The organism is Gordonia sp. NPDC003376 (genome assembly GCF_053589235.1).
The window spans coordinates 129,553-144,848 of the sequence record NZ_JBSFRM010000013.1; the positions used below are offsets into that span (position 1 = coordinate 129,553).

Below are 15,296 nucleotides of genomic sequence, written 5' to 3' on the forward strand. Positions count from 1 at the left end.
TGAACACCGGTTCGTGGCCGCACGAGGACGAAATCTGCAGCGGTCGCTGGCTGCATTGGGATTGGTGCGGGTACTCGCCGAACAGTGCGATCCCGACCTGCGGTCTCGCGTCGATGGCGATGACCTCATGATCGACACGACGGTGGAGGACATCGCCCGGTGGCTGGTCGACGACTACCGGCCGCGACCCGTGCTGAGCCCGTGGAACGGCGGCTCGGGCTTCGGGGAGAAGGACAAGAACCAACGAGCGAACCTCGATGCGCTGACCGCGTTCTCGGATCAGAACCGGGTGGGCGCGTTGCGCGACGCCGTGAGCGTCGTCGATCGTCTGCTGGAGCGGAATCGCGCGGAGGGATGGGACAAACGGGACCTGATCCGGGAGGTCGGCAACAGATGTCCCGACGAGATGCTGCCGTGGCTGCGTTCAGCAGTGGTCGTACTTGGCAGCGACGACCTGGCGTTCCCGCCGTTGCTCGGTTCTGGCGGCAACGATGGGCGTTTGGAATTCTCCAGCAACTATCACCAGCGACTGCTGGACGTGCTGCCCACCGACGCGAAAGCCGAAAGCACCAGCCTGGGGTGGGCGCAGGACGCGCTCTCCGGGACGTCACGCGAGAAGCTCGTGAAAGCGTCGGTCGGGCAGTTCGATCCCGGAACCGCCGGCACCCCGAACTCCTCCGCATACGGAGCCGCACCCGCAATGGTGAATCCGTGGCTGTTCGTCCTGATGGTCGAGGGCGCAACGCTGTTCGAGGCCGCCCCGGCTCGTCGGATCTCGGCGCAGTCCAGTGTGGACAAGGGCGCAGCAATGACGTTCATGACCCGCGGGGCCAGCGCAGGGTTTGACTCTGGCAGTGACGACGAGGACATCCGCGGCGAGGTCTGGCTACCGTGGTGGAACCACTGGCTGCGCTGGCCGGCCGTTCAGCGCATCTTTGTCGAAGGTCGCGCGACCTGGCGCGGCAAGACCGCGACCAGATCTGGCGACATGTACCTGGCCGTCGGAACCCGCGGGGTGTCGGCGGCGGTATCAGAGTTCGACCGCTTCAGCATTGCCAAGCGAAATGGTCTCGCATACTCCGCAATTCGCGCCGACGCCGTCGGTGTCACCGATGATCATCTGCTTCGCGCGGTGGCGCTCGTCGAGGATTGGCCCCAACGGCTCAACGGTCGAGCCGGGCTGCCTGGAACCGTCACCGAGGAACTGCGGAGGTTCGATTCCGCGCGTGTGGACCTTGCGCGGACACGATCTCGTGCGGAACAAGTCGGGCAGCTCCAAACGATGCTGCGGTCGTTGACCCGACTCGAGGTGGCAGTCGGTCGTAGCCGGGCGGTGAAGGAATCCGTGTGGCCACGGGCGACCAAGCGGGGGAGCGGACAGGAGATGCTCGGGATCCTTCGGGATGCGGAGCTACTCGATGCTGTGGTCGACGTTCCGGAGTTCCGGGTGGCGCTCGGGCTGGCGTCGCTCCGGTTGAGATGGCGGGACGGGCGGTGGGTTGGACCTCGTGACCTGCTGCTCCCGGTTGTGTCCGGACATGGGACATCCAGGCCCGCGTGGACAGAAGGAAGTGATGTCGCGGGATACGGGATTCGTCCACTCGCTGCCGTGATGGCCGACGTCCTGGGACGAGTGGCGATCGCGGCGGGTGCGGCCGATGACAGCATCGGCATCGCGGGTGATTCCGCTTCCGGTGTCGCGATGCCCTCGAGCATTCCCGTGCCGCTGGCACATCTGCATCAGTTCGCCGCCGACGCATTGGGCGACGAGGCAGTCGCCCACTGGTTCGATGCGTTACTCGTCTTCGACTGGAGTGGCGAGCAGATCGACCTTGGCTCATCCGGGCTCGATGGGGTGGTTCCAGAACCCGCACTGGGTCTTCTCGGCTTGCTGCGCAATGGGATCGCGGCTCCAGTTCCTGCAGCGCATGGCCGCGGGGGGCGTTCCGACGATCAAGCGAAGGGGTTGACTGCTGAGATCCTGGGGGCGCTCGTCGGGGGCAACGTGGATCGGGCAGTGCTGCTGGCACGGCAGCGTATCCGCGAGTCAGGTCGCATCGCAGTGTCCACGATTCCGTCCCGATCGGACCCACAGAAGATTGCAACCGCGCTCCTGCCGTGGTCCCGGCATCACGTTCTGGCGCAACAGTTCACCTTCTCGCCCAAGACCATCGACGACGATCCGATGCGATCCGACCTGACATACGACCATGAAACAGAAAGTGAGGCCTCCCATGGCCAGCAAGCGTGACATCCGCAAGTACGTCCTCGAACCTGTCGCAGGGAGCCGGTTCCAGCCGACCGGCTTTCCTGATCTGGGAGCGGCGACCTACGACGGCCCGGGTGGCGACACACGACTGCTCGTGGAATCGGTCCAGTCCCTGGCCAATCACCTCGAGGGAACGACCTGGGATGAGGCCGCACAGCAACCGGTCTCGACGGTCGCGGGAATACCCTACGTCCGGGTCGTCGATGCTGACGGAGGATTTCTCACCAGCAGTCGGCTGGAAGCACACCGTTTGGCCTCGGCGTACGTCCTCGATGCGTCGGACGGTGGGGCAGAGTTTCGCAAGGCCCTGGTGGAGCGGTTCGGCCTGGTGAAGAACAAACCCCTCGACCTGAGGAAGGTGTACTCGGAGATCTACGCGCTGGACCCGGTGAGCCTGCTGCACGGCGTGTTCTTCGCCCAGGGGTCGTGGCCGTGGCAGCCGAAGATCAGCCGGGCTGTGTCGGCGTTCATCGAAGCCGAAGGCGTGAACTCCGCAGTCAGTGGGGGTGTGAAGAAGGACAGCGTCAACAACAACCTCGACAAGGAGGCCGGCCGTACGTCGGATCGTGGTTACGGGATGGTTCCGCATCATCGCACCGAGTACACGGCCGCGAAGATCACACTGTTCGTGGTGATCGACGAACAACAGATCCGTTCCTACGGGCTCCCTGAATCCGCAACAGAACTGCTGCTGGCGCTCGCCGACTGGGAGGTGGCGACGCTCCTCGACGGTGGGTTGCGACTGCGCACGGCCTGTGACCTCGAGGTGACCGGTGTGGAGGGGGCGGGCGAGCTCCCCGACGTCGAGGCATCGGAGGAGCGACTGATCAAGGCCATCGCGGCGGCCGAGCTGGGCGGGGTCACCGAGTTGACTTGGACCGGATCAAAGGGCTAGTGACACATGGGAACAACGGTTGAGATCAGCTTTCCGCTCGGCCGATATCACGCGACTCCGTGGGATGCGGGGGCGAACTCGGGCTACGTGGAGTGGCCACCGTCGCCGTGGCGGGTGATGCGGGCGATGCTGGCAGTGGCACATGCCAGATTCGTCGATGTGGACGAGACGGTCGCGCTACTGGGACGACTGGGTAACCCATCGGCGTTCGAGTCCGCGCCGGTTGCGCCCGGCTCCACTCGGCACTACATGCCTGACATCAAGCATCGCACCGACGACCGTGGCGGTACCGATCTCGTGATCGACAGCTATGTGTCGATCCGGCAACGCAGCTCGGTACCCGATCTGCGAATCCACTGGGATGCCGATCTGACCGAGGACGACCTGAAGCTCTTGACGGTGTTGGTCGAGAACCTTCCGTACCTCGGTCGGAGTGAGTCCGTGTGTGAGGCGGTGGTCGCCGAGCAGGCAGCGCAACCGGATTCGACGTGGTGGCGGATCGGGGCGGTCGGCGATCGAGTCGAGACGGTTGAGTTACTCGGGGCGGAGGGCGTACCGACGCGGACCGAACTCGAAGCCACCCCGACGACCGTACGCGCGAAGATGCGAATGACCTTCCCGCCAGGAACCAGACTCCTGGGATACGGGCGGGATCGACTCGATGGCAGTTCCTTTCGTCATACCAAGCCGCGTCGTTCGTCGCCGACGTCGAGTGAGCCGATCACGGCTATCCGGCTCGAGCTCCATGGCCCGGCGTCTGTTCGGATGCGGGACTTTCTGATGCCGACCGACGTCGCGCACAGTGCGGTTCGGAAAGCGTTGCACGCCCTGGGAGATGATCCCGAGGTCGCGGCGATCATCGGGAGGGACGGCAAGGACCCACGCCAACAAGGGCACGATCACCTCCACGTCGTACCGATTCCGGCCGACGGCAAGAACGCGCGATTCCGTGGAGGTGCACCGATCGAGTCCTTGGTGCTGTGGACGCCCCGAGGGATGTCCGTTGAGGCGGTGGGTCGAATCTGTCAGATCGCACGGTTGTGGACGCCAGACCGGGTCAGCGAGAACTCGTTCCCGGAACAACGATTGCTGGTCGCGGGCTTGGGTGATGCGTCCGACGTCGCGACCGAGATCGTTGCCGACGGGGGAGGGTCGACCACATGGGTCTCGGCGACGCCGTACTTCCCGGTGCGACACCGTAAACGGCGGTCGGTGGAAGAGTGGATCGAGGTCGATCTCAACAAGGAGCTCGGCTATCGAGCCGCAACCGCAGGGGTCGAGATCGTAGCGGTCGACGTCGACGACTCGCGGGCGACGGTGTCGGATCTGGTGCATTTCCGTCGTCGGCGATTGCGGGAGCAGCGTGAGAATGCCCGCCAGGGCTTCGCCGTCAAGGTCACACTGTCGAAGCCGGTCGCCGGACCGCTGATGCTGGGTCAGCTCAGCCACTTCGGCGCCGGCCTGTTCATTCCGGCCTCGTCGTGATCATCTGACCGAACGACGGCATACGGCAGGGATGTCGGAGGTCGGTGCGAGGGTTGCCCCGCACCGACCAACGACGGCCGGGGTTCCACACCACTTCCCCTTACGGAGCCCGTCATGACCACCGACTTGCCGGAACTGTTGCCTGCTCGAATGCTCAACGAATACGTGTACTGTCCGCGCTTGTTCTATTTCGAGTGGGTCGATCGTCGGTGGGCCGACAGCCACGACACCGAACAAGGCCACTTCACCCACCGCGCCGTCGACAAACGAACAGGATCTCTGCCGGAGCCCGACTCAGGCGATGCCGCGAAGCGTGTGACGTCACTGCGAATCGAATCGCACGCGCTGGGATTGGTGGCGGTACTCGATCGGGTTGAGGACGGCGGTGACGGCACCGTGGTACCCGTCGACACCAAGAAGGGAAAACCCGCGGCGAACGGATTGCCGTGGTCGGCCGACGTCGTCCAGCTCTACACGCAGGCGGCCTTGTTGCGGGACGCCGGCTATGAGGTGGACAGGGGCGTGCTCTACTACGCCGAAGTCCACAAGCGAGTCACTGTTCCGATCGGCAACAACGAAGTTGCGGCAGCAGTGGAGATCGCAGACGAGGCCCGCGAGGTTGCCGCACGAGAGAACGCACCTCTGCCGCTCGTCGGAAGCAAGCGATGCCCACGCTGCTCCCTTCTCGGGTTGTGCATGCCCGATGAGACCAATGCGCTGCTGCAGCGCGATGACTCACCGCCGCGCAGGATCGTTCCCCGTGACCCCGACAGTCGTCCGTTGTACGTCACGAAGCACGGAGCGACTGTCGGGCTCAAGGGCGGCCGGATTCGTGTCGTCCAGAAGGGTTCGGAGCCGGCCGAGGTTCTCCTCATCGACGTCAGCCAGCTGTGTGTCTTCGGCAATGTGCAGGTGAGCTCGCAAGTCTTGACCGAGTTGTGGGCTCGCGGCATTCCGGTTCTGTGGTTCAGCTACAACGGATGGCTGCGTGGCTGGGCGCAGGGCGAGATGTCGAAGTACGTCCAGCTGCGCACTGCACAAGCCCGATTGGATGACAATACTGCGCTGGGTATCTCACGAGCGATCGTCGCAGGGAAGATCAAGAACTCGAGAACTCTGTTGCGCCGAAATTCTCGAACCGACACCGAACACTCGGTGCAATCCTTGGCCGCAATGGCAGATTCGGCGGGAGGCGCTGCGTCGCCGGCGGAGCTTCTCGGCATTGAAGGGGCAGCGGCCAGAATCTATTTCGAGAACTTCAGCGGCCTGCTGCGGGGTGCGCAGGAGCAGATGGCCGCCGAGTTCGACACGAATGGTCGTAAGCGCAGACCTGCGCCTGACCCGATCAATGCGCTGTTGGGATATGTGTACTCATTGTTGGTCAAAGACCTCGTTGCGGTGTGCATCGGTGTGGGCCTCGACCCCTATTTCGGTGTCTATCACCGACCGCGGTACGGACGTCCCGCACTCGCACTGGATCTCATGGAGGAGTTCCGCCCGCTACTTGCCGATTCCGCGGTGATCGGAATGCTCAACAATGGTGAGGTCACCGCGGGTGATTTCGAACGCCGCAGTGGTGGATGTTGGTTGACCCTTCAGGGGCGACGAAAAGTGATCCGTGCATACGAACGCAGACTCGACGTGCAAGTCACCCATCCGGTGTTCAGGTACAAGGTCTCGTATCGTCGGGTGCTCGACGTTCAGGCGCGGATTCTTGCCGGTGTCATTCTTGGTGAGCTGCCCGCGTACACACCGATGGTCACGAGGTGATTCACGATGGCCAGGCGACGTCATCTCATCGCGTATGACATTTGTGAGCCCACGAGACTGAGGCGGGTGTGCAAGGTCATGGAGGCGTACGGCACCAGGTTGCAGTACTCGGTCTTTCTTTGTGACCTCTCGGAGCTGGAACGCACTCGTTGGAGGACCGATATTCACGGTGTCATGGACTACGGTGAAGACTCTGTGGTGGTGATCGACCTGGGTGCAGTGGGGAGTGCAGCGACGGTGATGCAGTTGGGCCGACCGCGCACGCTGCCTGCCTCCGGGCCGACGGTCGTGTGATCCTGACGCGAGCGGTGAGTCCACCACGCGAACCCTGGGCAGCGCTCGCGTGCTGGTCAGAGCGCTCTTTGAGAACTTCAGACGCGAAGGTAAGCTCCGTCGAGTACCACGCCTACCGCACCTCTCGCGAGAAGCGCGGTTTCTGCAGGTCAGAAGCGGTGAATCTCGCGAGCGGTGCTCCCGGTCTTCACGACCGGGTTCCATTGAGGCCAGTAAGTGATCGGAATGTGTTGGGGGACGGTAGCTGTGCTCCCGGTCTTCACGACCGGGTTCCATTGAGGCAGTGCTGGAAGAAAATTGGGGAACGTGTACCTTACGAGGGTGCTCCCGGTCTTCACGACCGGGTTCCATTGAGGCCGCTTGGCCTTGAGGTCGTCCTTCAGTTTGGTCTTCTCGTGTGCTCCCGGTCTTCACGACCGGGTTCCATTGAGGCAACCGGCACGGGCTGTCCAAGGACGATCTGCTGACGGGTGCTCCCGGTCTTCACGACCGGGTTCCATTGAGGCCGGGTCTCGCATCTGTCGGACATCGACAAGCGTATCTGTGCTCCCGGTCTTCACGACCGGGTTCCATTGAGGCTGTGGCCGACATCGAGGACATGGCGACCGTGCCACGCTGTGCTCCCGGTCTTCACGACCGGGTTCCATTGAGGCCCGGTCCCGGTGGGGAGCACGACGGCCGGACGGCTCACGGTGCTCCCGGTCTTCACGACCGGGTTCCATTGAGGCGGTCAGCATCGCTGCTAGGCTGTCAAACACTGGCCGGAGTGCTCCCGGTCTTCACGACCGGGTTCCATTGAGGCCAATAATGGCGCCTGCCTGACCACCGCCACCACCAGCGCCTGTGCTCCCGGTCTTCACGACCGGGTTCCATTGAGGCAGGAAGGTGATCCAATGCGTGCGAGCAGTCTTCCCGCTTGTGCTCCCGGTCTTCACGACCGGGTTCCATTGAGGCAATGCGGCGCGCGTCGGCGGTTTCTCGCCGTCGTTCTGTGCTCCCGGTCTTCACGACCGGGTTCCATTGAGGCCCGGACAACTCGTGGACCGGCAAGCCGAAGCACCGCATGTGCTCCCGGTCTTCACGACCGGGTTCCATTGAGGCCTCGAGTCAACGCAGGAGTTGGTCACCGACTCACCGCCGGGTGCTCCCGGTCTTCACGACCGGGTTCCATTGAGGCAAATGGAACGAGACCCAGGTGCCCGTTGCGGAGGTTGTGCTCCCGGTCTTCACGACCGGGTTCCATTGAGGCACCGTCAAGGTCGGCAATATGGACCAGTCGGCCGTCGAGTGCTCCCGGTCTTCACGACCGGGTTCCATTGAGGCGCGATCCGGGCCGTTGACGGCTCCGAGACCACCGCGCAGGTGCTCCCGGTCTTCACGACCGGGTTCCATTGAGGCTGGCGACGCCATGCACACCGCCGCGAACTTCCTCTCCAGTGCTCCCGGTCTTCACGACCGGGTTCCATTGAGGCTCGTCCATGGTCTTTGACCAGCCCTGTGTGCCCTTTTGTGCTCCCGGTCTTCACGACCGGGTTCCATTGAGGCATCATGGTCACTGCGGGTGCTGCCTCACTCGTGACGTGCTCCCGGTCTTCACGACCGGGTTCCATTGAGGCGTCCTCGACGAGGATGTCCTTGAGGTTGTCGATGCGGGTGCTCCCGGTCTTCACGACCGGGTTCCATTGAGGCATTCTCCGACGGCGATGGGCACCGGCTGGTGCAACGTGCTCCCGGTCTTCACGACCGGGTTCCATTGAGGCCAGAAGCTCTCGGGCAACGTGCTGGCCTCGTCCACGTAGGTGCTCCCGGTCTTCACGACCGGGTTCCATTGAGGCCGTGTGCAATTGAACGTAGCACACTGGACGCTGATGGTGCTCCCGGTCTTCACGACCGGGTTCCATTGAGGCTGGTCTGTCCACCGAGCGCCGTCGTGCCACCGCATGGTGCTCCCGGTCTTCACGACCGGGTTCCATTGAGGCGGCGTCAATCCGGTCGCCGGACCCGCCCGCACCGGCGCGTGCTCCCGGTCTTCACGACCGGGTTCCATTGAGGCTGGTCAGAGCTCGACACCGACGACGACAACGTGGTCCTGTGCTCCCGGTCTTCACGACCGGGTTCCATTGAGGCATGACGGCGATGGAGGCGAAGCTCGCCGTTCGCGAGGGTGCTCCCGGTCTTCACGACCGGGTTCCATTGAGGCGACCCTGTCGGCGCGTAACCCTCAGGGCCAACCGCGGTGCTCCCGGTCTTCACGACCGGGTTCCATTGAGGCTGCATCGCCTGTGCGACCAGCCCGAGTGCGTCGGTCGCGTGCTCCCGGTCTTCACGACCGGGTTCCATTGAGGCTTGGTGTCGTTGCTGCAGGCCCGCATCGACTCGTGGGTGCTCCCGGTCTTCACGACCGGGTTCCATTGAGGCCTTCAACCCGGCCCCCAAGTCGGAAGGCTGGGACCTGTTGTGCTCCCGGTCTTCACGACCGGGTTCCATTGAGGCATTTCGTTGCCGACCTCGACGGCCTTGATCTCGGGACGGGGTGCTCCCGGTCTTCACGACCGGGTTCCATTGAGGCGGCTGGGCCCACACCCGCCAGCGCACCCCCGCCAACCCGTGCTCCCGGTCTTCACGACCGGGTTCCATTGAGGCGTGATCGCGAGCCTAGCGTTCACACTGTGGCGCACGTGTGCTCCCGGTCTTCACGACCGGGTTCCATTGAGGCCTGCACATGAAGGACAGCGGCGACCTCGACCGATCCGAGGTGCTCCCGGTCTTCACGACCGGGTTCCATTGAGGCACGGTCCGGATCACCGATGTGTCGGGGATGATCAGGTGCTCCCGGTCTTCACGACCGGGTTCCATTGAGGCTGATCTGCGCCTGACGCCGCCCGAACGATGGCATCGTGCTCCCGGTCTTCACGACCGGGTTCCATTGAGGCACGGTTGGTGTGGGTTGTTGTGACTGTGTTGTGGGGTGCTCCCGGTCTTCACGACCGGGTTCCATTGAGGCTTGTGAATTCGGCGTCGGCTAAGGCTGCGGGTCCATTGTTGTGCTCCCGGTCTTCACGACCGGGTTCCATTGAGGCCCTTAGCCTTGCCGTCCGCGACAGCCTTGTCGGCAGCCTGGTGCTCCCGGTCTTCACGACCGGGTTCCATTGAGGCGACGTCGGCGTGCTCGGCCGCGGAGTGTGGCCGACCGGTGCTCCCGGTCTTCACGACCGGGTTCCATTGAGGCGTCCCGGCTTTTCGAGTACTTCCAGGACGGAGCGGAGTGCTCCCGGTCTTCACGACCGGGTTCCATTGAGGCGATCGTGGACGTGTCGTTCCCGTTGCCGCCCGTTGCCAGGTGCTCCCGGTCTTCACGACCGGGTTCCATTGAGGCATATCGCATTTCCCGAACGGGGAAAGTCCTTGAGGCCATGTGCTCCCGGTCTTCACGACCGGGTTCCATTGAGGCGTGAACGTGCCGCCGATCGCTGATCCGATATAGGCGGTGTGCTCCCGGTCTTCACGACCGGGTTCCATTGAGGCAATGGGTGACGCTCACTGGTTGACCAACCCGGGCCGGTGGGGTGCTCCCGGTCTTCACGACCGGGTTCCATTGAGGCGGCGCATATCCGGCGGCAATCCGATCCGATCCGGTGGCGTGCTCCCGGTCTTCACGACCGGGTTCCATTGAGGCGGGGTCGCATCCGAGGTCACCGCGGTTCCGTCGCCCAGTGCTCCCGGTCTTCACGACCGGGTTCCATTGAGGCAACGTCGAGGTGAGCGCGACATACGGGCCGAGGGTCCGGTGCTCCCGGTCTTCACGACCGGGTTCCATTGAGGCCGCCCAGAGCCCGGGGTTGGTGAGGTACGGGTTCTGGGTGCTCCCGGTCTTCACGACCGGGTTCCATTGAGGCGGCTCGGACCGCTCGCTGGTGACCACCGGGTACTCGGGTGCTCCCGGTCTTCACGACCGGGTTCCATTGAGGCCTCATCGAGCGCATCGTCGAGGAATCCCTGGCACGCGTGCTCCCGGTCTTCACGACCGGGTTCCATTGAGGCACGATCCCGTGGTGGGCGCACTACATCGACGTGGTGATGTGCTCCCGGTCTTCACGACCGGGTTCCATTGAGGCAACATCGCGCAGGAGACGAATGCAGCCCTGCCCTGGGAGTGCTCCCGGTCTTCACGACCGGGTTCCATTGAGGCACTCACGTGGTGAGTAGACCTATGTCCATGCAACGGGTGCTCCCGGTCTTCACGACCGGGTTCCATTGAGGCGGGAGACGCTTCGCCAGGCGGCGGATCATCGTCTTCTTGTGCTCCCGGTCTTCACGACCGGGTTCCATTGAGGCATCACGATGCTGTCACCAGTGACGCCCTGGTATCGGCGTGCTCCCGGTCTTCACGACCGGGTTCCATTGAGGCAACGCCAACTCGGCGGGCATGTCGAACCTCACCCTGGAGGTGCTCCCGGTCTTCACGACCGGGTTCCATTGAGGCGCGGGCAACCAGAACTTCGTCGGATTCGGCTGCCCGACAGGTGCTCCCGGTCTTCACGACCGGGTTCCATTGAGGCAAGCGGTATGCCCCACACGGTGTATGTCATTGGTGGTGTGCTCCCGGTCTTCACGACCGGGTTCCATTGAGGCCTGCGCGGCGCCCTCACTGGTTGAGGTGCCTTGGCGCCCGGTGCTCCCGGTCTTCACGACCGGGTTCCATTGAGGCCGTCGATATGCGCGACCAGAGCGATCGCACGCTTGTTGTGCTCCCGGTCTTCACGACCGGGTTCCATTGAGGCATCACCAGACGCACACTGTCGCAGAACCTTCGGCGTGGGTGCTCCCGGTCTTCACGACCGGGTTCCATTGAGGCGGTAAAACAGAAGCGGACTGGAAAGCCGGATACCAGGTGCTCCCGGTCTTCACGACCGGGTTCCATTGAGGCCTCGCTCTACAACTTAAGGCGGCACCAAGGGCAGGGCATAGCGTGCTCCCGGTCTTCACGACCGGGTTCCATTGAGGCGTGGGCGAGGCCCTCGAGGCCGCTACCGCCCTTCGAGGTGCTCCCGGTCTTCACGACCGGGTTCCATTGAGGCGGCAAGGCCAGGCGGATCAACGACCGCAGATCGTTGACGTGCTCCCGGTCTTCACGACCGGGTTCCATTGAGGCTCCCAGTCAGTCCGGCGGACGATGCGGGTCGGGATGCGTGCTCCCGGTCTTCACGACCGGGTTCCATTGAGGCAACCTGGAGCGCAACGGATCGATCATCTGATCCACCAGTGCTCCCGGTCTTCACGACCGGGTTCCATTGAGGCAGCGATGTAGATCGGGATCTGCGGGTCCGGATAGCGGGTGCTCCCGGTCTTCACGACCGGGTTCCATTGAGGCATGACATCGTCGGCCGCGGCGTGCCGGTGCGGACATGGTGCTCCCGGTCTTCACGACCGGGTTCCATTGAGGCCCATCACTCGCGCATGAGTATAGCTTCCGTCACCATGTGCTCCCGGTCTTCACGACCGGGTTCCATTGAGGCCCGCCCTCGGTGCGGGCGGCTGGCGATCGCACGCACCCTGTGCTCCCGGTCTTCACGACCGGGTTCCATTGAGGCAACAACAGCCCCGACCCGCAGGCGGTGTCGGTGCTGGGTGCTCCCGGTCTTCACGACCGGGTTCCATTGAGGCGGGTCGTCCTCGTCCACCTCCGGCAGCGACAGCACCTGGTGCTCCCGGTCTTCACGACCGGGTTCCATTGAGGCGACGTCGATGTCGGCGTAGAGGCTGGTGAGTCTGGTGGTGCTCCCGGTCTTCACGACCGGGTTCCATTGAGGCCGGGACTACAGCGTGGCACGCCAGGTGCTCGAACAGCGGTGCTCCCGGTCTTCACGACCGGGTTCCATTGAGGCCCAAGTCGAGCGGGGTGATCGGATTGCGCAACTCATCGTGGTGCTCCCGGTCTTCACGACCGGGTTCCATTGAGGCCTGCTCGGCCGGGTCGAGATGGGCGTGGCGAAGAAGGTGCTCCCGGTCTTCACGACCGGGTTCCATTGAGGCTGACCGAGAGCAGTGGGGCCCGTTGCGCCGTACAGACCGTGCTCCCGGTCTTCACGACCGGGTTCCATTGAGGCCAGCTCCCCGAGGGCACGCCGACCAACGGTCTCCTGGTGCTCCCGGTCTTCACGACCGGGTTCCATTGAGGCGAGATGGGCGGCGGTCGCGGGGACGGACAGTATGGCGGGTGCTCCCGGTCTTCACGACCGGGTTCCATTGAGGCGGTCGCAAAGCTGGATGACATCCGGGCAAAGCTTGCAATGTGCTCCCGGTCTTCACGACCGGGTTCCATTGAGGCAGCATCCTCCGTGGCGGATTGCTCGCCTCCACCGACCGGTGCTCCCGGTCTTCACGACCGGGTTCCATTGAGGCGTGAACTCGGCGTCGAACGGACTCACGGCATTCGCGCGTGCTCCCGGTCTTCACGACCGGGTTCCATTGAGGCAAGGGCGGGAACCTCGGCCATACCTGTCAATCGGTTGGGTGCTCCCGGTCTTCACGACCGGGTTCCATTGAGGCGGTGGCGCTCAGATGATGCGGTGCACATGCCGTCGGGTGCTCCCGGTCTTCACGACCGGGTTCCATTGAGGCGGCAAGGCCAGGCGGATCAACGACCGCAGATCGTTGACGTGCTCCCGGTCTTCACGACCGGGTTCCATTGAGGCCTGAACAACGGCGATGTCCACGAGGGGAGTGCCGTCGTGCTCCCGGTCTTCACGACCGGGTTCCATTGAGGCACCGTCACGAAGGTGCAGAAGATCCCGGGCACGAACCAGTGCTCCCGGTCTTCACGACCGGGTTCCATTGAGGCCTTGGCGCCGCCGAGCCACCCGATCGGGTCGATGGCTTGTGCTCCCGGTCTTCACGACCTGGTTCCATTGAGGCTATCGGTAAAACACCCACACCACGCCTGCGGCACCCGGTGCTCCCGGTCTTCACGACCGGGTTCCATTGAGGCCCGTCGCCGCTGCTCGGGGCGACGACGTCAGCGACCAGGTGCTCCCGGTCTTCACGACCGGGTTCCATTGAGGCGACAACGGCGGCATCTCCAACTCGGGCACCGCGACGTGCTCCCGGTCTTCACGACCGGGTTCCATTGAGGCATCGTCTCCGTCGGCGGCGCATCGGCGGGCAGCTTCGTGCTCCCGGTCTTCACGACCGGGTTCCATTGAGGCGTAGCCCCCGTGGAAGAAGTGGACGCCACCGTAGCAAGTGCTCCCGGTCTTCACGACCGGGTTCCATTGAGGCCACGGTGATACGTGCATCTGCGGATTCAGGTCCCCGGTGTGCTCCCGGTCTTCACGACCGGGTTCCATTGAGGCTCGCCAGGCAATGACCTGACCTGCATCGGCGCTGACGGGTGCTCCCGGTCTTCACGACCGGGTTCCATTGAGGCCTCTTGGGCGAGTCGGACGACATCGCCCCGATCGACGAGTGCTCCCGGTCTTCACGACCGGGTTCCATTGAGGCGTTTCTGCCCCACAGTCACGGCAGAAACACCTCGTGCCAGTGCTCCCGGTCTTCACGACCGGGTTCCATTGAGGCTCTGCCTTCTCGGCGGCGTAGCGTGCGCCGATGCGGGTGCTCCCGGTCTTCACGACCGGGTTCCATTGAGGCGAATGTCTTCAGTTGACTCACCGGCATACGAGTACACGTGCTCCCGGTCTTCACGACCGGGTTCCATTGAGGCTGTCGGTGATGTCCGATAGAACATGTCCATGCGCGAGTGTGCTCCCGGTCTTCACGACCGGGTTCCATTGAGGCAAGATCAGCATGACGGACCACCGGAATGGGTTATTGTGCTCCCGGTCTTCACGACCGGGTTCCATTGAGGCATGCGCGGCGACGACGACAGCCGGGCCGACACCGAGGTGCTCCCGGTCTTCACGACCGGGTTCCATTGAGGCGGTGCTGACCAGCGCGGAGATCCTCACCCGGCTCGGTGTGCTCCCGGTCTTCACGACCGGGTTCCATTGAGGCTTAGAACCACCGGACCATTCCAATAGTTCCTTTGCGAGTGCTCCCGGTCTTCACGACCGGGTTCCATTGAGGCGATGCTTTCCTTGTGGACCCCGGTGAAGCCCAGGCGATGTGCTCCCGGTCTTCACGACCGGGTTCCATTGAGGCATGACCGCCGGGGGTGGGGGCACTGCCGTTGACATGGCGTGCTCCCGGTCTTCACGACCGGGTTCCATTGAGGCGGTGTGGGCGTTGTGGGAAGCCTATGCATCGTGCCGCCGTGCTCCCGGTCTTCACGACCGGGTTCCATTGAGGCAACTTGGCTTGATGGGCACTGCGGGTTTTGTCCATAGCGTGCTCCCGGTCTTCACGACCGGGTTCCATTGAGGCTGGTTGCGGGAGACAACGTGATTCGTCCACTCCCACAGTGCTCCCGGTCTTCACGACCGGGTTCCATTGAGGCCTAACTCGACTCGGCGTCGACCGCGGACCCGGTCGGTGCTCCCGGTCTTCACGACCGGGTTCCATTGAGGCTGGTTGCGGGAGACAACGTGATTCGTCCACTCCCACAGTGCTCCCGGTCTTCACGACCGG

General features: G+C 63.9%; 5 protein-coding genes and 1 CRISPR repeat array. All 5 genes read left to right on the forward strand.

Annotated features, from left to right (window positions below; genetic code table 11):
* The first annotated feature begins 13 nt into the window (after positions 1 to 13).
* The 5 genes from cas8g1 (at position 14) to cas2 (ending at position 6,713) form a co-directional block, all read left to right on the forward strand.
* Complete coding sequence (cas8g1, locus tag ACWDUA_RS15005) at positions 14 to 2,251, forward strand: type I-G CRISPR-associated protein Cas8g1/Csx17 (RefSeq protein WP_449751796.1); 2,238 nt, start codon at positions 14 to 16, stop codon at positions 2,249 to 2,251.
* Positions 2,235 to 3,164: a type I-G CRISPR-associated RAMP protein Csb1/Cas7g gene (gene cas7g, locus ACWDUA_RS15010; RefSeq protein WP_449751797.1), complete on the forward strand. Its 930-nt coding sequence runs from the start codon at positions 2,235 to 2,237 to the stop codon at positions 3,162 to 3,164. Before cas8g1 ends, cas7g begins: the two co-directional genes overlap by 17 nt.
* 6 nt (positions 3,165 to 3,170) lie before the next feature.
* The gene (csb2, locus tag ACWDUA_RS15015; RefSeq protein WP_449751798.1) at positions 3,171 to 4,649 is read left to right on the forward strand and encodes a type I-G CRISPR-associated protein Csb2; all 1,479 of its coding nucleotides are present in this window, start codon (positions 3,171 to 3,173) and stop codon (positions 4,647 to 4,649) included.
* A 114-nt stretch (positions 4,650 to 4,763) separates the two neighbouring features.
* Positions 4,764 to 6,419, forward strand: a complete 1,656-nt coding sequence (gene cas4g/cas1g, locus ACWDUA_RS15020; RefSeq protein ID WP_449751799.1) for a CRISPR-associated endonuclease Cas4g/Cas1g — start codon at positions 4,764 to 4,766, stop codon at positions 6,417 to 6,419.
* A gap of 6 nt (positions 6,420 to 6,425) precedes the next feature.
* Positions 6,426 to 6,713 carry a CRISPR-associated endonuclease Cas2 gene (cas2, locus tag ACWDUA_RS15025; protein ID WP_449751800.1) on the forward strand — a complete coding sequence of 96 codons (288 nt, stop codon included), beginning with the start codon at positions 6,426 to 6,428 and terminating at the stop codon, positions 6,711 to 6,713.
* Between the two features lie 174 nt (positions 6,714 to 6,887).
* Positions 6,888 to 15,236: direct repeats of the CRISPR family, unit length 36 nt; unit sequence GTGCTCCCGGTCTTCACGACCGGGTTCCATTGAGGC.
* Positions 15,237 to 15,296 lie beyond the last annotated feature (60 nt).

Coding starts and splice junctions, on each gene's coding strand:
- cas7g (WP_449751797.1), top strand. CDS start 2,235: ATGGCCAGCAAGCGTGACATCCGCAAGTACGTCCTCGAACCTGTCGCA.
- csb2 (WP_449751798.1), top strand. CDS start 3,171: ATGGGAACAACGGTTGAGATCAGCTTTCCGCTCGGCCGATATCACGCG.
- cas4g/cas1g (WP_449751799.1), top strand. CDS start 4,764: ATGACCACCGACTTGCCGGAACTGTTGCCTGCTCGAATGCTCAACGAA.
- cas2 (WP_449751800.1), top strand. CDS start 6,426: ATGGCCAGGCGACGTCATCTCATCGCGTATGACATTTGTGAGCCCACG.